Raw genomic sequence first — 16,451 nt, 5'->3', positions numbered from 1 at the left:
CTTTTGAGCGAGAGTGAAATTTTATGAGCTTGAATCCAAGAGACGTCGTGATTGTCGACTTCGGTCGTACTCCGATGGGCCGCTCCAAGGGCGGCATGCACCGCAACACCCGCGCTGAAGACATGTCGGCGCACCTGATCAGCAAACTGCTGGAACGCAACGTCAAGGTAGATCCGAACGAAGTCGAAGACGTGATCTGGGGCTGCGTAAACCAGACCCTGGAGCAGGGCTGGAACATCGCGCGCATGGCGTCGCTGATGACCCAGATCCCGCACACTGCTGCCGGCCAGACCGTCAGCCGCCTGTGTGGCTCGTCGATGAGCGCGCTGCACACTGCTGCGCAAGCGATCATGACCGGTAACGGTGACGTATTCGTGGTTGGCGGCGTCGAGCATATGGGGCACGTGAGCATGATGCACGGTGTCGATCCGAACCCGCACATGTCGCTGTATGCGGCGAAAGCCTCGGGCATGATGGGTCTGACCGCTGAAATGCTTGGCAAAATGCACGGCATCACTCGCGAACAGCAGGACGCTTTCGGCGTGCGCTCCCACCAGTTGGCCCACAAGGCAACCGTGGAAGGCAAGTTCAAAGACGAAATCATCCCGATGCAGGGCTACGACGAGAACGGTTTCCTGAAACTGTTCGACTACGATGAAACCATTCGTCCGGAAACCACCCTGGAAAGTCTGGCGGCCCTGAAGCCTGCCTTCAATCCAAAGGGCGGCACCGTGACTGCCGGTACTTCGTCGCAGATCACTGACGGTGCTTCGTGCATGATCGTGATGTCGGCGCAGCGCGCACAGGACCTGGGTATCCAGCCAATGGCGGTTATCCGTTCGATGGCAGTGGCGGGTGTGGATCCGGCGATCATGGGCTATGGTCCAGTTCCGGCGACACAAAAAGCGCTGAAACGCGCGGGTCTTGGCATCAACGATATCGACTTCTTCGAGCTCAACGAAGCTTTCGCCGCACAGGCCTTGCCAGTGCTGAAAGATCTGAAAGTACTCGACAAGATGAACGAGAAGGTTAACCTGCACGGCGGCGCGATCGCCCTGGGTCACCCGTTCGGTTGCTCCGGTGCCCGTATTTCCGGCACCTTGCTGAACGTGATGAAGCAGAATAGCGGCACCTTCGGGGTGGCCACTATGTGCATTGGTCTCGGCCAAGGCATCTCCACCGTCTTCGAACGCGTTTAAGCGTCTCGTCGATGGAAGCCGGGGCCAAGTGCCCCGGTTTTTGTTTTTGTGGATTTATTTTTGTTTTTATTTTGAAAAAATTTGAGTGAGGGCCAAAGCATGCCGATACAACCTGGGCTCTATCAACATTACAAAGGTCCGCAGTACCGCGTATTCAGTGTTGCGCGGCATTCCGAGACCGAAGAAGAAGTGGTCTTTTACCAAGCCCTGTATGGGGATTACGGCTTTTGGGTGCGCCCTCTGAGCATGTTTCTCGAGTCGGTCGAGGTTGACGGCGAGCAGGTGCCACGCTTTGCTTTGGTGCAAGCCGAACCGAGCCTTTTTTCCAAGGCGTAAGGGGAGTGCGCACAGAACCCTGTGCTTGACCTCACCTTGTATCAACTATATATAGCGGTGCCGCGTCAGGCGCCAACCGCCTTTCACTTCTAGAATTCAGGAATTTTCTGATCCATGGGCAAATCGCTGGTCATTGTGGAATCCCCGGCTAAGGCCAAGACCATCAACAAGTATCTGGGTAACCAATACGTGGTGAAGTCGAGTATCGGCCATATCCGAGACCTGCCCACCAGCGGTTCGGCTAGCGCCAGCAAAGAGCCAGCCGCCAAGCGCGGCAAGGCTGCTGCGGGCGAAGGTCCGGTGCTCACGCCGAAAGAGAAAGCGCGCAAGCAGCTGGTCTCGCGTATGGGTGTCGATCCCGATCATGGCTGGAAAGCCAAGTACGAGATCCTCCCGGGCAAAGAGAAAGTCATCGAAGAGCTGCGCCGGCTCGCCAAAGATGCTGACACCATCTATCTCGCAACCGACTTGGATCGCGAGGGGGAAGCCATTGCCTGGCACCTGCGCGAAGCCATCGGTGGTGACGACAGCCGCTACAAGCGCGTGGTGTTCAACGAAATCACCAAGAAGGCGATTCAGGAAGCGTTCTCCAAGCCGGGCGAGCTGGACATCGATCGTGTCAACGCTCAACAGGCGCGTCGCTTCCTCGACCGCGTTGTTGGCTACATGGTTTCGCCGTTGCTGTGGGCAAAGATCGCCCGTGGCCTGTCTGCCGGTCGCGTGCAATCGGTTGCCGTGAAACTGGTAGTTGAGCGTGAGCGCGAGATTCGTGCGTTCAACCCGGAAGAATACTGGGAAGTGCATGCCGATCTCGGCACCACCAAAGGCTCGACCGTGCGTTTCGAAGTGGCTCGCGAGAAAGGCGAAGCCTTCAAGCCGCTTAATGAAACCCAGGCCATGGCGGCGCTGGAGAAGCTCAAGTCTTCCAGCTACAGCATCGTTAAGCGCGAAGACAAACCGACCAGCAGCAAGCCGTCGGCACCGTTCATCACCTCGACCCTGCAACAGGCTGCCAGTAACCGCCTGGGCTTCGGCGTGAAGAAAACCATGATGATGGCCCAGCGTCTGTACGAAGCCGGCTACATCACTTATATGCGTACCGACTCGACCAACCTCTCGGCTGATGCCGTGACGATGGCGCGTGCCTATATTGAAGACGAGTTCGGCAAGAAGTACCTGCCGGAAACGCCGAACGTCTACAGCAGCAAGGAAGGCGCACAAGAGGCTCACGAAGCGATTCGTCCGTCCGACGCCAATACCATTCCAAGCAAGCTGGCGGGCATGGAACGTGATGCTGAGCGTCTCTACGAGCTGATCTGGCGCCAGTTCCTCGCTTGCCAGATGCTGCCGGCACAATATCTGTCGACTACTGTCAGCGTCGGCGCTGGCGATTTCGAGCTGCGTGCCAAAGGCCGCATCCTCAAGTTCGACGGTTACACCCGTGTCATGCCGCAGATCGCCAAACCAGGCGATGACGACGTTCTGCCAGATATGGCGCAGGGCGACGTGATGAAGCTGATCAAGCTTGATCCGTCCCAGCATTTCACCAAGCCGCCGGCGCGTTATTCGGAAGCGAGCCTGGTTAAAGAAATGGAAAAACGCGGCATCGGTCGTCCTTCGACGTACGCCGCGATCATTTCTACCATTCAGGATCGCGGTTACGTGACCCTGCATAACCGTCGTTTCTATTCGGAAAAGATGGGCGACATTGTTACCGAGCGTCTGTCCGAAAGCTTCTCGAACCTGATGGATTACGGCTTTACCGCCGGCATGGAAGAGAACCTCGATGACGTGGCGCAGGGCGAGCGCGACTGGAAAAACGTGCTGGACGAGTTCTACGGCGACTTCAAAAAGAAACTCGAAGTGGCCGAAAACCCGGACAGCGGCATGCGTGCCAACCAGCCGGTCATGACCGATATTCCGTGCACCACTTGCGGCCGTCCGATGCAGATTCGTACCGCATCGACCGGCGTGTTCCTCGGTTGCTCGGGCTACAGCCTGCCGCCGAAAGAGCGCTGCAAGGCCACCGTCAATCTGGTGCCGGGCGATGAAATCGCTGCGGACGACGAGGGCGAATCGGAATCGCTGGTGCTGCGCGGCAAGCATCGCTGCCCGATCTGCAGCACGGCGATGGACGCTTACCTGCTCGACGAGAAACGCAAGCTGCACATCTGCGGTAACAACCCGGACTGCGCCGGCTACGAAATCGAAGAGGGCAGCTATCGCATCAAAGGCTACGAAGGTCCGAGCCTGGAATGCGACAAGTGCGGCAGCGAGATGCAACTCAAGACCGGCCGCTTCGGCAAGTTCTTCGGCTGCACCAACCCGACCTGCAAGAACACCCGCAAACTGCTGAAGAGTGGTGACGCGGCGCCGCCGAAGATGGACCCGGTGAAGATGCCTGAGCTGAAATGCGAAAAGGTCAACGACACCTATATCCTGCGCGACGGTGCCTCCGGCCTGTTCCTGGCGGCCAGCCAGTTCCCGAAAAACCGCGAGACCCGTGCTCCGTTGGTGATCGAGATTGTGCCGCACAAGGACGAAATCGATCCGAAGTACCACTTCCTCTGCGACGCTCCGAAGAAGGATCCTGACGGCCTGCCAGCGGTCATCCGCTACAGCCGCAAGACCAAGGAGCAATATGTGCAGACCGAAGTCGACGGCAAGCCTACCGGTTGGAAGGCTTTCTACGACGGCGGCAAGTGGACGGTTGAAGACAAACGTACAAAGGCCAAGGCTGAGTAAGCGTTAGTCCGATACTGCAAAGGCCGCATGAGAACCCTCGGGTTCTCATGCGGCCTTTTTGTTTTGTGCTTGCGGTTGGATCAACTGATCCACGACACTGTCCGGCCTGTGTGAAGCAATTATTTCGTTGTGGAGACTGCCTTCATGGCCCACGAACTCTATACCCGTACCAACCAGAAGATCTATTTCGCCGGCCTTTCGCTGGAAGCCTTGGCTCGCGCTGAAGAAGGGCGGGCGATGAATTCTCTGGCGCTGATTCAGGCTGGTCGTGAATCGGCGTTGTTTCATCTCTACGGCGCGCTGTTGGGGCTGTGTCATGAGATTGCCGGATTCTATCGCCTGCCTCAGGCTAGCGCGCCACGAGCGGAGGCGTTATTGACGCGTGAAGTGCTGGAGTCGATCGCGATTCCCGAACTGGCTGAAATGGTCGAGTTGGCGGGTAATCCGGAAACCTGGCTGGCGAAGCTGTTGGCGGCGCACTCGGCGCTGTTCCAGCCACCACGGGTTCCGCACAAGCCCAAGGGTGATGTGACACAGCCGTTGATTCAGGCGGTTAATCTGGATGAAGCAGAGGCGCCGCGGGAATTGAGCCGGGAAGAGCTGGAGAGCTGGCGGCAGAACCTCAAGGGTCTGGCCATCCGGTTTCGCGAAGGTTTGAACGAGTGCTGACAGGTATTGACTCGGTGGCAATCTGAAACATGCTGCTGGTCAAGATCCCGAGCGAAGCCTGAATGATGTCTATATAATCCCTGCCTTTCGTGGAGAACAGACCTATATGCCAACGTCCTTTCTAGAAATTGTCGAGTTACCAGACGGCCGAATCGAACTGCGCAGGGCTGAGGACGAAGGTTCTCTGGTGACTCTGGATTTCTCCGAGGATGCCAAGACCTTCCTGCAGGGCCAGCACGTGGAAATCGCCAAGGCGATGTTGAGCGTCGGCGTGCAGATGGCAGGTCGAATGATTGAAGGCGAATTTGATAAGGACGAGGGGCCGCGGGTTCTTCATTGATCCCCGCCTATTTTCAGCTTTTTGTCATTGCCGCTTCAGATCGGCTTCTCTGTCCCTGGAGAAGCCCTGCGCTTCACACAGCGCTTTTTAATCGCTAATCAGCCCAAACGAATATTCAGGCTTTGAGCGTCGCCCGTACGTGCAGCGCTGATCAGCTGTTGCCGCGAACTGCTGTTCAACGGATTGAGCCAGGTGACCACTGTGTGGCTGCGGCCCAGGCGCAATGCTTCGCACGCCAGTTGCTGGGCGCTCTGAGTGCCTCGCGGTTGCAGCAGTAGAATGCGTTCACGATTCAGGCCGGCATCCCGCAGCCAGGTTTGCGTCAGGCTCGCTGGCGGTGCAATCAGCGTCAGCCAGCGGGCGTCCTGATCTTCGCTCAGTTCGCGAAGGATCGGGGCAAGCAGGTTCAGGCAGTTCCCGGCCGCACCGCGCAGTGACAGCTCACTGAATACTTCAGGTTCGGCATTCCAGGGGCGCTCGACCACTTCTTTTAGGGTCGGTGCCATTGGTTGCGCCAGAAACGCTTCGAATAAAGGCAGTTGTGTTTGCTGAGGTATGTGTGGGAACTGCATAAAGCCTCCTTTAGCGGCGGATTACGCCGACACTCAAGCCTTCGATCACCAGTTCCTGATCTTTCAGGTCGACTTCGATAGGGGCGAACTCAGGGTTTTCGGCCATCAGCCAGACCTTGCTGCCTTCACGCTTGAAGCGTTTGACGGTCACTTCATCGCCGATGCGGGCGACGACAACCTGGCCATTGCGCGCTTCGCGAGTAGTGTGGACGGCCAGCAGGTCACCATCGAAAATGCCGATGTCCTTCATGCTCATACCGTGCACGCGCAACAGATAGTCGGCGCGCGGGTGGAAGAAGGCGGGATTGATGTTGCAGGATTCTTCGATGTGCTGCTGAGCGAGGATCGGCGCGCCGGCAGCGACACGGCCAATGATCGGCAGGGTAGAGTCGTCAGCCTTGGCTTCGAAGCCAGGAATGCGAATGCCTCGCGAGGCGCCCGGGGTCATCTCGATGGCGCCTTTGCGGGCCAGGGCCTTGAGGTGTTCTTCTGCCGCGTTCGGCGACTTGAAGCCCAGTTCCTGAGCGATTTCCGCACGGGTTGGCGGATAACCATTGTCTTCGAGGCAACGTTTGATAAAGGCCAGAATCTCGGCTTGGCGTGGCGTCAGCTTTAGCATAATGATCGCTCTGTCTTTTTATACAGTGACTGGGATTATATACAGTGAAACGGTCTTGGCAATGCCCGTTTTTTTGCCCGCCGCCGGACGGTCGGCAGCGCTGCTTATAAAAGCGCCGGGGTTGTGTGGTTAAATAGCTGACCGACCATTCCCAAAACGAACCGGCAGGCTTGACAACGCACAGGCTGAAACGTATGTTTCAAACAAGTGTTTGTCAGGCGGAGTAGCCATGGCCCAGTCGGAAACCGTTGAACGCATTCTTGATGCTGCCGAGCAGTTGTTCGCGGAGAAAGGTTTCGCTGAAACCTCATTGCGTTTGATCACCAGCAAGGCTGGCGTCAACCTGGCAGCAGTCAACTATCATTTCGGCTCGAAAAAAGCCCTGATTCAGGCGGTGTTCTCGCGCTTCCTCGGGCCGTTCTGCATCAGCCTCGACAAAGAGCTGGAGCGTCGCCAGGCCAAGCCTGAAAACAAGCCGACGCTCGAAGAACTGCTGGAAATCCTCGTCGAGCAGGCCCTCGTGGTTCAGCCTCGCAGCGGCAACGATCTGTCGATCTTCATGCGCTTGCTCGGCCTCGCATTCAGTCAGAGCCAGGGCCACTTGCGCCGTTATCTGGAAGACATGTACGGCAAGGTGTTCCGCCGCTACATGCTGCTGGTCAACGAGGCCGCGCCACGTATTCCTCCGATCGAGCTGTTCTGGCGTGTGCACTTCATGCTCGGCGCCGCCGCATTCAGCATGTCCGGTATCAAGGCGTTGCGCGCAATCGCCGAGACCGATTTCGGCGTCAACACCTCCATCGAACAAGTCATGCGCCTGATGGTGCCGTTCCTTGCCGCAGGCATGCGCGCCGAAACTGGTGTCACTGACACGGCGATGGCCACCGCACAACTGCGTCCGCGCAGCAAATCAACGCCGGTCGCCGCCAAGGTTTAACCGCGCACGGGTGGGCGCGGCAGCTGGTATCCGCTAAGCTAGCCGCCCATGCCGACTCTCGTTCTGAACCCGATCCAAACAGAAATTGCCGACCTGCCGAGCATTGCTCACGGTAGCGATTTTCTGCGCATCGGGTTTTTCGTTTTCAAGGAATTTCTATGACTGCTGGCCTGCAAGGCTCGTTGATGGTGGACGTCGCCGGTACTTGGCTGACGGCTGAAGATCGCCAATTGTTGCGTCAGCCCGAAGTGGGCGGCCTGATCATTTTTGCGCGCAACATTGAGCATCCGCGTCAGGTGCGCGAGCTCAGCGCAGCGATTCGCGCGATTCGCCCGGATTTGCTGTTGGCCGTCGATCAAGAGGGCGGTCGCGTGCAGCGCCTGCGCCAAGGCTTCGTACGCCTGCCAGCGATGCGCGCCATTGCCGACAACCCGAATGCCGAATACCTCGCCGAGCAATGCGGCTGGATCATGGCCACCGAAGTGCTGGCCGTCGGCCTCGACCTGAGCTTTGCCCCAGTGCTTGATCTGGATTACCAGCGCAGCGCCGTGGTCGGCACCCGTTCATTTGAAGGTGACCCCGAGCGTGCCGCACTGCTCGCCGGGGCATTCATTCGCGGCATGAACAGCGCGGGCATGGCGGCCACCGGCAAGCACTTCCCCGGTCATGGCTGGGCCGAAGCCGATTCCCACGTCGCGATCCCGAATGACGAACGCAGCCTCGACGAAATCCGCGCCAACGACCTTGTGCCCTTCGCCAAACTCAGCAAGCAACTGGCCGCAATCATGCCGGCGCACGTCATCTATCCGCAGGTCGATTCACAGCCTGCCGGCTTCTCGCGGCGCTGGTTGCAGGACATCTTGCGCGGCGAATTGCAGTTCGACGGTGTGATCTTCAGCGATGACCTGTCGATGGCCGGTGCGCACGTGGTCGGCGACGCCGCGAGCCGCATCGAGGCCGCGCTCACTGCCGGCTGCGACATGGGCCTGGTGTGCAACGACCGCGCCGCTGCCGAACTGGCCCTCAGTGCGGCGCAACGGATGAAGGTCAAGCCATCGGCGCGAATCGCGCGGATGCGCGGTCAGGCATTCGCCAGCACCGATTATCGCCAGGATCCGCGCTGGCTCACCGCTATCGGCGCGCTCAAAGACGCTCAACTGATCGATTAAGGATTTTTCGCTATGACCGTTTACGCAATCATCGGTGGCACCGGCCTGACCCAGCTCGAAGGCCTGAGCATTCGTCAGTCGCTGGCAGTCGACACGCCCTACGGCGCACCCTCAGCCGAAGTACAGATCGGCGAATACGCTGGCAAGGAAGTGCTGTTCCTCGCCCGTCACGGCCACCCGCACCGCTTTCCGCCGCACAAGGTCAACTACCGCGCCAATCTGTGGGCGTTGAAGCAGGCGGGTGCCGAGGCGATCATCGCGGTGAACGCCGTGGGCGGGATTCATTCGGCGATGGGCACCGGGCATTTCTGCGTGCCGCATCAGATCGTCGACTACACCAGCGGGCGTGAACACACCTATTTCGCAGATGATCTGGAGCATGTCACCCACATCGACTTCAGCTTTCCTTACAGCGAACCGCTGCGTCAGCAATTGATTGCCGCCGTGGCTGCCGAAGGTTGCGAGTACAGCGATCAGGGCGTGTATGCCTGCACTCAAGGCCCGCGTCTGGAGACCGTGGCCGAGATCGTGCGTCTGGAGCGTGATGGCTGCGACATCGTCGGCATGACCGGTATGCCGGAAGCGGCGCTGGCACGTGAGCTGGAGCTGGATTACGCCTGTCTGGCGCTGGTGGTGAACCCTGCTGCGGGCAAGACCACTGAAGTGATTACCATGGCCGAGATCGAGCAGGCTTTGCATGACGGCATGGGCAAGGTGAAGTCGGCGTTGGCGCGGGTACTCAAGGGCTGAGTCCTGCCGAGACCGAGTTGACCCCATCGCTGGCAAGCCAGCTTCCACAAGAATCGAGTTGAATCACATTTTTGTGTACGACTCATAACCTGTGGGAGCTGGCTTGCCAGCGATAGCTATCTAACAGACGAAAAAGATCTCAACGCTTCTCGAGCTTGTCCGGCAACGGCGCAAACAACGCTTCAATATCATCACTCTGCAACTTCCAGTCCCCGGCCTTGCGCCCATCCAGCACGCCCGCCGCCAAGTCGGATTTTTCCTTCTGCAGATGCTGAATCTTCTCTTCCACCGTGCCCCGGGCAATCATCTTGTAGACGAACACCGGTTTCTCCTGACCAATTCGGTAAGCGCGGTCCGTCGCCTGATTCTCGGTCGCCGGGTTCCACCACGGGTCGTAGTGAATCACCGTATCCGCTTCGGTCAGATTCAGGCCAACACCACCGGCCTTCAGACTGATCAGAAATATCTGACGCTTGCCGCTCTGGAATTCCTTCACCGGCGTACGCCGATCGCGGGTTTGGCCGGTCAGCAACGCGTAGGAGACATTGCGCTTTTTCAGCTCGTCTTCAATCAATGACAGCATCGAGGTGAACTGCGAAAACAGCAGAATCCTTCGGCCTTCCTCGAATAACTCTTCAAGCATCTCCATCAAACTGTCGAGCTTGCCGGACGTACTGCCGCGCGCGGGCAGGGTGGCGTCGTTGACCAGGCGCAGATCGCAGCAGACCTGACGCAGTTTCAACAGCGCTTCAAGAATGATGATCTGGCTGCGCGCGACACCCTTGCGGGTGATCTCGTCGCGGACTTTCTTGTCCATCGCCAGGCGCATGGTTTCGTACACGTCGCGCTGCGCTTCGTTGAGATCGACCCAGTGGATGATCTCGGTTTTCGGCGGCAACTCGGTAGCGACCTGTTCCTTGGTGCGACGTAGCAGAAACGGTTTGATCCGGCCGTTGAGGTGCTGAAGCCGGACTTCGCTGCCGCGCTTTTCAATCGGCACGCGGTAATCGGCGTTGAAGCTTTTTACGTCGCCAAGCCAGCCCGGCAGCAGGAAGTGAAACAGCGACCACAGCTCACCCAGGTGGTTTTCCAGCGGTGTACCACTCAGGCACAGGCGCTGACGCGCATTCAGCTCGCGCGCTGCCTGCGCCGCTTTGCTGTTCGGGTTCTTGATGTACTGCGCCTCATCCAGCACCAGCACATGCAGCGGCTGCTTTGCCAAACGTTCGACGTCCTTGGGCAGCAGCGCGTAGGTGGTGAGAATCAGGTCGAAATCAGCCAGATTGTCGAAGTGCTTCTTGCGAGTGGCGCCGTACAGCGCGACCACGTTCAACTGCGGTGTGAAATGCGCCGCTTCATCCAGCCAGTTCGGAATCAGACTGGTCGGCATCACCACCATGCAAGGGCGATCGAGGCGACCGGCGATTTTCTCACTGAGAATATGCGCCAGGGTCTGTAGGGTTTTGCCCAGACCCATGTCATCCGCGAGAATCCCGCCGACTTCCAGTTGCCGCAGCGACTGCATCCAGCTCAAGCCTTCAAGCTGATACGGGCGCAGCGTCGCATTCAAGCCTTCCGGCGCTTCAACGCTGAAATCACGAATGTCGCGCAGGCGTTGGGCGAAGGTGCGAATCTGCTCGCCACCCTCCCACAGGAGCGGAATGCCTTCCAGCGAGTTCAGGCGTATGGCGTCGGCCTTGCTCAGGCGCAAAGTGGTTTCGCCCGGCTCCTGCAAATAGAACTCGCCGAGGGTCATCAGCACCGGTTTCAACCGGCCCAACGGCAATGCCACCTGCAATGGCCCGTGCTCGCTGTTGCGTTGCGGGACGTTGACCAGAATCAGCTCGTCATCACGACGGCGCGCAAGACGTTCCGGGTTGAGAATCTCCGCGTGCGAGCGCATCAGGTTGAGCAGGATCGGCAGCAAACTCAGGCGTTCACCGTTGACGATGATCCCCAACTCCAGATCGAACCAGTCACGTTCCGGTGCCTGTTCGACTGTGGCGTACCAGTCATCCACAGCGGTCAGGTCAAAGCCGAACTCTTCGTCAATCTGCAATTCCCAGCCTTGGGTGCGCAGCTTCGGCAGATCGTTGAGAGTGAACGTCAGCCACGCGCTGTCGTTGACCATCTCATACAGCTCGCCGGCACTTTCCGGCAGGGCTTTGCTCTGTCGCGTAGCGATGCGAAAGCCAAGGATTCGTAACTGTTCGCGGTAGGACTGTTCGACATCCGGGTGACGTTTTATCCGCAGCGTCTGGGTTTCCTGGCGGATCAGGATGTCACTGTTCTTCTGCCCGCTGACGTATTCGTCCAGATAACTGAACGATAGCGCCGCACGATGCTGGATGTAGCGCTGCATCTTGCCGTTGCGCGGTTCGAAAGCGCTGAACTCGACACTGGCCAGCCACAGGCGCGGCATTGGCTGAACGTTATCGACCAGCACTTGCGGCGGTGCTTTCGGGCCGCGATTTTCCAGCACTGCCTGGAGTTTTTCCAGCAGTTCGGCATCTTTGGCGGCGGCGGGGTAGTCGAGGGTTTCCTGAACTTTCAGCAACACCGCTGCGCAGTGTTTGCAATTGGTGCGAACCGGGCAGGTGCAACCGGCATCGACCAACAGCAGAGTGCCTTTGGCTGACTCGCGCAGGTGAATGGTCTGGCGGTAAACGTTACCGCCAGAGCCTTCGCAACTGGCGGTGATGGTTGCATCGCCGACCTGAGCGATGCGTACCCGGTTTTCCAGGGCGTAGCGGCGGCCACGCTCCAGGCTCTGTTCCTTGAATCGGCTGACCCAGGAGGGTGCCAACGGTTTACTCAGCGGCGGGTTCATAAGGACTTCGATCAGTCCGGAATCGCTTCAGGCGCTTCCCGTGGCGCAGGTGCGGTCAGGGAAGTGATCTTGATCAGCAACGCCAGGTGGCCGTTGTCGAGGTAGTTGAGCTGGCCATTCTTGGTGTGGCTGTCCTGTTTCAGGCGTTCACTGGCGGTGACCAGGCCATTGGCGTCGAGCTGATTGACCCAGAAGTCGGCGGCGACATCGGTGAAGCGTCCGAGCTTCAGCTCCAGCGTGCCTTCGATCGGGAACTGGCCGAACTGCTCCTTGCCGTCACTGACCGCGACTTTCGCCGGTGCTTCGCCGAGGGTCTGTTGCCAGGCCTTGTGCATCAGCACGCTGTACTCGCCGCTGGCGGTGAGTTTGCTGGCGACATCATTGAGCGCCGGTGTCCGCGTGCTGTTCTCAGCCAAGCGCTGGGCGCCGACGGCCCAGTCTTCCGGTGCTGCGCGGCTGACAATCGCCGGCACAGCGTTCTGGCGCACCAGAATCATCTCGACCTGATACAGGTCATCGGCAAACGCCGTAGGTGCTACCAAAGTCAGTAGCAAAGTCAGTGAGCGAAACAGGCGCATGCGGCGTCCTTCAAACAGTTTTCGGGATGAGGCGCTCGAACAGCGCCTCTACAGTATTAAAGCGCTCTTCCGGGCGTTCCATCGGCACCTGGAATTTAAACATCGTGGCGCCTTCGAATTTGTAGCGTTTTGGCTGGCTCTGGATCAGTTTGATCAGGGTCATCGGGTCGACCGGCGTCTGCGCCGCGAACTCGATTCGTCCACCTTGCGGCCCTCCGTCGACCTTCTTGATACCCAACTGTTCAGCCTGCAACTTCAATGCAGTGATGCGCACCAGGTTTTTGGTCGGCTCAGGCAGCAGGCCGAAACGGTCGATCATCTCGACTTGCAGATCCTTCAGGCCTTCCTCGTCGGTGGCCGAAGCGATGCGCTTGTACAGGATCAGGCGCGCGTGAACGTCAGGCAGATAGTCTTCCGGAATCAGTGCCGGCACCCGCAGGTTGACTTCCGGGCCACCGCCGAGCGGCTGGTCGAGGTTCGGCTGCTCGCCCTTACGGATTGATTTCACCGCGCGTTCGAGCATTTCCATGTACAGCGTGAAGCCCACAGCCTGAATCTGACCGCTCTGGCCATCGCCGAGCAGTTCGCCGGCGCCACGGATTTCCAGGTCGTTGGTCGCGAGCACGAAACCCGCCCCGAGATCCTGGGTATTGGCGATCGCCTCCAGACGTTTTTCTGCGTCCGAAGTGATTTGCTGGCGCGGCGGCGTCAGCAGGTACGCGTAAGCCTGGTGGTGACTGCGGCCGACACGACCACGCAATTGGTGCAGTTGTGCCAGGCCAAACTTGTCGGCGCGCTCGATGATGATGGTGTTGGCGCTCGGCACGTCGATGCCGGTCTCGATGATGGTCGAGGCGATCAGCACGTTGAAACGCTTGTGATAGAAGTCGCTCATCACCTGTTCGAGTTCGCGTTCGCGCATCTGTCCGTGACCGATGCCGATGCGGGCTTCCGGCACCAGCTCGGCGAGATCGGCGGCGCATTTCTCGATGGTTTTCACATCGTTGTGCAAGTAGTAAACCTGACCGCCGCGCAGCAGTTCGCGGAGCAGAGCCTCTTTGACCGTGCTCTTGTTCTGCTCCATGACGAAAGTGCGCACCGACAGGCGTCGCGCTGGCGGCGTGGCAATGATCGACAGATCGCGCATGCCCGACACCGCCATGTTCAGCGTGCGCGGAATCGGTGTGGCGGTCAGCGTGAGGATGTCTACTTCGCTGCGCAGGGCCTTGAGCTGTTCTTTCTGACGCACACCGAAGCGGTGTTCTTCGTCGATGATCACCAGCCCGAGGTTTTTGATCTTCACATCGTCGGACAGCAGTTTGTGCGTGCCGATGACGATGTCGATCTTGCCTTCCGCCAGGTCGGCGATCGCCGCATTGACTTCCTTGGTCGACTTGAAGCGGCTCATCACTTCGACAGTCACCGGCCAGTCGGCGAAGCGGTCGCGGAAACTGTTGTAGTGCTGCTGGGCGAGCAGGGTGGTCGGCACCAGAATCGCTACCTGACGACCGCCGTGCACGGCAATAAACGCCGCGCGCATGGCCACTTCGGTCTTGCCGAAACCGACGTCGCCGCAGACCAGTCGATCCATCGGTTTCGGCGCGAGCATGTCGGCGCGCACGGCTTCGATGGTGGTTTGTTGATCCGGGGTTTCTTCGAACGGGAAACCAGCGCTGAACGTTGCGTAATCGGCTTTCGGGTCGGCGAACGCATAACCTTCGCGAGCGGCACGACGGGCATAGATGTCAAGCAGTTCAGCGGCAACGTCACGCACTTGTTCGGCGGCTTTGCGCTTGGCTTTCTGCCAGGTCTCGGAGCCGAGGCGGTGCAGCGGCGCCAGTGCATCGTCGCTGCCGGTGTAGCGCGCGATCAGATGCAGGTTGGCCACCGGCACGTAGAGCTTGGCGTTCTCGGCGTATTCGAGGGTGAGGAATTCGGCGGCCTGATCGTCGATTTCCAGAATGGTCAGGCCGAGGTAGCGGCCGACGCCGTGATCGATATGCACCACCGGCGCGCCTTCGCGCAACTCGGTCAGGTTCTTGATCACCGCATCGTTGTTGCCATCGGCACGCTTCTCGCGACGGCGACGCTGCATCACGCGCTGGCCGAACAGCGGACTTTCGGCGACCAGTGCCAGCGCCGGTTCGTCGAGCATCAGGCCTTCGTCGAGCGGCGCAATAGTGATCGCCAGGCGATCCTTGCTCGCAACGAAGTCCGGCCAGCTGTCGACGGTTTTCGGCCGCAGCTTCAGGCGCTCGAGCAACTCCAGCAGCACTTCGCGACGCCCAGCGGATTCGGCGGTGAACAGCACGCGCCCAGGGAATTCGTCGAGGAATCCGGCCAGTGCCGCCAGCGGTTGCGTGGCTTTGGCCTCGATCGCCAGATTCGGCAGGGCTTGCGCCGGGAAGCGCTCGCGCCCGGCACCGCTTTCGACGTCCTGTTGGCTGGCGACCACGCGCGGCCAGCTCTTCAAGCGCGCGAAGCAGTCTTCCACCGGCAGGAACAATTCAGCGGGTGGCAATAAAGGACGCGATGGATCGACGCGGCGCTCTTCATAGCGATTACGCACATCGTTCCAGAAATTTTCGGCCGCTTGCTCGATGCCCGGCAGCGAGAACACTTGCGTGTCCTGCGGCAGGTAATCGAACAGGGTCGAGGTTTCGTCGAAGAACAGCGGCAGGTAGTACTCGATGCCGGCCGGGGTAATCCCGCTGCTCAGATCCTGAAAGATCGGGCAGCGCCGGAAGTCGACGTCGAAACGCTCGCGGAAACGTGCCTTGAAACGGGTGACTGCGTCTTTCTGCAACGGAAATTCGCGTGCCGGTAGCAGCTTGACCGATTCGACCTTGTCGATCGAGCGCTGGTTTTCCGGATCGAATGTACGCAGGGTTTCGATTTCGTCATCGAACAGGTCGATGCGATAGGGCAGTTTGCTGCCCATCGGGAACAGGTCGATCAATGCGCCACGCACGGTGAACTCGCCGTGCTCATAAACCGTGTCGACGTAGCGGTAGCCGCTGGCTTCGAGCCGCGAGCGCATCTGTTCAACGTCGAGTTTCTGGCCGACATCGAGTACCAGACTGCTGCCGAGCAGGAATTTGGTCGGCGCCAGACGATGCAGGGCGGTGGTGATCGGCACCACCAGTACGCCATGCGCCAGTTCCGGCAGCCTATATAAGCTGGCGATGCGCTGGGAAATGATGTCCTGGTGCGGCGAGAACAGGTCGTACGGCAGGGTTTCCCAGTCGGGGAAATGCAGAACGGGCAAATCCGGGGCGAAGAAACTCAGCTCCTGTTCCAGTCGTTCAGCGCTCTGGCTGTCGGCGGTCAGTAGCAGGGTGAAGCGCTTGGCAGCGCTGGCAGCCTCGGCAATCGCCAGACTGAGGGCAGCACCGGGCAAATTGCCCCAATGCTGTTTACCTGCCTCGGCAGGGAGTAGCGGTAGACGCAGAACGGGCACGGAAGGTTGAGCTCCAGGCTTTGCGACAAAGTCGGTAATTGTAGCGGCGTCCGGTGTCACCTGTCAGTTGCAGACTGTGTCTATCTTCGCTGTTTCGGCGAAATGTAGTGGTAACCATAAAAAGCAGGCGTTTTTTAGCGATTATGTAGTGCCGAAATTGGCTCGTGTTACGGAGGGTTACAGACATCGTCTAACAGTCGACGAAAAATTGACTGCGCTGGAAGCCGCGTATTTACTGGGCTGGCGC

The 16,451-nt window shown here is 59.2% G+C and carries 13 protein-coding genes; 8 read left to right on the top strand and 5 right to left on the bottom strand.

The genetic code is table 11. The features are described from left to right. The first annotated feature begins 23 nt into the window (after positions 1-23). The 5 genes from fadA (at position 24) to C2E19_RS20260 (ending at position 5,289) form a co-directional block, all read left to right on the top strand. Complete coding sequence (fadA, locus tag C2E19_RS20280; RefSeq protein ID WP_008082213.1) at positions 24-1,199, top strand: acetyl-CoA C-acyltransferase FadA; 1,176 nt, start codon at positions 24-26, stop codon at positions 1,197-1,199. Positions 1,200-1,298: 99 nt separating this feature from the next. Beyond that, positions 1,299-1,535 carry a DUF1653 domain-containing protein gene (locus C2E19_RS20275; protein ID WP_007910467.1) on the top strand — a complete coding sequence of 79 codons (237 nt, stop codon included), beginning with the start codon at positions 1,299-1,301 and terminating at the stop codon, positions 1,533-1,535. A 114-nt stretch (positions 1,536-1,649) separates the two neighbouring features. Continuing rightward, positions 1,650-4,280: a type I DNA topoisomerase gene (gene topA / locus C2E19_RS20270; RefSeq protein ID WP_129394798.1), complete on the top strand. Its 2,631-nt coding sequence runs from the start codon at positions 1,650-1,652 to the stop codon at positions 4,278-4,280. Between the two features lie 144 nt (positions 4,281-4,424). Continuing rightward, complete coding sequence (locus C2E19_RS20265) at positions 4,425-4,949, top strand: DUF6586 family protein (protein ID WP_129394797.1); 525 nt, start codon at positions 4,425-4,427, stop codon at positions 4,947-4,949. 106 nt (positions 4,950-5,055) lie between these two features. Next, positions 5,056-5,289 (top strand): hypothetical protein, encoded by a 234-nt coding sequence (locus C2E19_RS20260; protein WP_064392830.1) that lies wholly within the window; start codon positions 5,056-5,058, stop codon positions 5,287-5,289. A 98-nt stretch (positions 5,290-5,387) separates the two neighbouring features. Here the strand turns inward: C2E19_RS20260 and sulA are convergent, their stop codons facing one another. Then, complete coding sequence (sulA, locus tag C2E19_RS20255; protein ID WP_129394796.1) at positions 5,388-5,861, bottom strand: SOS-induced cell division inhibitor SulA; 474 nt, start codon at positions 5,859-5,861, stop codon at positions 5,388-5,390. 10 nt (positions 5,862-5,871) lie between these two features. Continuing rightward, positions 5,872-6,480 carry a transcriptional repressor LexA gene (gene lexA / locus C2E19_RS20250; RefSeq protein ID WP_042560165.1) on the bottom strand — a complete coding sequence of 203 codons (609 nt, stop codon included), beginning with the start codon at positions 6,478-6,480 and terminating at the stop codon, positions 5,872-5,874. 229 nt (positions 6,481-6,709) lie between these two features. On the opposite strand from lexA, the gene C2E19_RS20245 reads away from it, so the two are divergent. The 3 genes from C2E19_RS20245 (at position 6,710) to C2E19_RS20235 (ending at position 9,336) form a co-directional block, all read left to right on the top strand. Continuing rightward, complete coding sequence (locus tag C2E19_RS20245; RefSeq protein ID WP_016986747.1) at positions 6,710-7,417, top strand: TetR/AcrR family transcriptional regulator; 708 nt, start codon at positions 6,710-6,712, stop codon at positions 7,415-7,417. A gap of 158 nt (positions 7,418-7,575) precedes the next feature. Then, positions 7,576-8,586 carry a beta-N-acetylhexosaminidase gene (nagZ, locus tag C2E19_RS20240; protein ID WP_064117851.1) on the top strand — a complete coding sequence of 337 codons (1,011 nt, stop codon included), beginning with the start codon at positions 7,576-7,578 and terminating at the stop codon, positions 8,584-8,586. A gap of 12 nt (positions 8,587-8,598) precedes the next feature. Beyond that, positions 8,599-9,336 carry an S-methyl-5'-thioinosine phosphorylase gene (locus C2E19_RS20235; RefSeq protein ID WP_129394795.1) on the top strand — a complete coding sequence of 246 codons (738 nt, stop codon included), beginning with the start codon at positions 8,599-8,601 and terminating at the stop codon, positions 9,334-9,336. Between the two features lie 139 nt (positions 9,337-9,475). On the opposite strand, the gene C2E19_RS20230 is transcribed toward C2E19_RS20235, so the two are convergent. Genes C2E19_RS20230 through mfd form a run of 3 tightly spaced genes read right to left on the bottom strand, consistent with a single transcriptional unit; the run spans position 9,476 to position 16,204 of the window. Beyond that, complete coding sequence (locus C2E19_RS20230; protein ID WP_129394794.1) at positions 9,476-12,166, bottom strand: DEAD/DEAH box helicase; 2,691 nt, start codon at positions 12,164-12,166, stop codon at positions 9,476-9,478. 11 nt (positions 12,167-12,177) lie between these two features. Then, the gene (locus C2E19_RS20225; protein WP_129394793.1) at positions 12,178-12,744 is read right to left on the bottom strand and encodes a CsiV family protein; all 567 of its coding nucleotides are present in this window, start codon (positions 12,742-12,744) and stop codon (positions 12,178-12,180) included. A gap of 10 nt (positions 12,745-12,754) precedes the next feature. Next, the gene (gene mfd, locus C2E19_RS20220; protein ID WP_129394792.1) at positions 12,755-16,204 is read right to left on the bottom strand and encodes a transcription-repair coupling factor; all 3,450 of its coding nucleotides are present in this window, start codon (positions 16,202-16,204) and stop codon (positions 12,755-12,757) included. Between the last annotated feature and the right edge of the window lie 247 nt (positions 16,205-16,451).

The organism is Pseudomonas sp. DTU12.3 (assembly GCF_004124275.1).
In the GTDB taxonomy this organism is placed as follows: domain Bacteria; phylum Pseudomonadota; class Gammaproteobacteria; order Pseudomonadales; family Pseudomonadaceae; genus Aquipseudomonas; species Aquipseudomonas helmanticensis.
Note: the sequence above shows the minus strand (reverse complement) of the source record. Positions and strands in the feature narration are given on the sequence as shown.